Origin of the sequence: Arthrobacter pascens, from assembly GCF_017052465.1 — a bacterium.
Classification (GTDB): domain Bacteria; phylum Actinomycetota; class Actinomycetes; order Actinomycetales; family Micrococcaceae; genus Arthrobacter; species Arthrobacter pascens.
The window spans coordinates 1-333 of sequence record NZ_JAFHKT010000140.1; the positions used below are offsets into that span (position 1 = coordinate 1).

1 protein-coding gene is annotated in these 333 nt (G+C 72.1%); it reads right to left on the reverse strand.

Translation table 11 applies throughout. From position 1 onward, the window contains the following. Positions 1–333: phosphoenolpyruvate carboxylase (locus JYA52_RS12195; protein WP_205653453.1), on the reverse strand; the 333-nt coding region annotated here is incomplete at both ends.

Below are 333 nucleotides of genomic sequence, written 5' to 3' on the forward strand. Positions count from 1 at the left end.
AGGGTCATCTCCACGTTGGAGAGCACCGAACGGAAGAAGTTCCAGCGGTCCATCATCTCCACGAGCTGGGCGGAGTGACCCGCCTCGCGGGCGGCCCTCAGGCCGGATCCCACGCCGACCCAGCCCGGCACGATCTGGCGCGACTGCGTCCAGCCAAACACCCACGGGATGGCGCGCAGCCCGCCCAGGCCGGCGCCGGAGTCCGGGCGCTTGGAGGGCCGGGAGCCGATGGTCAGCGAACCCAGCTGCTCCACGGGCGTGGACGCCATGAAGTAGGCGGGCCGGTCAGGGTGGTCGAGGAGGCTGCGGGAACGGGCGAACGCGGCGGCGGAG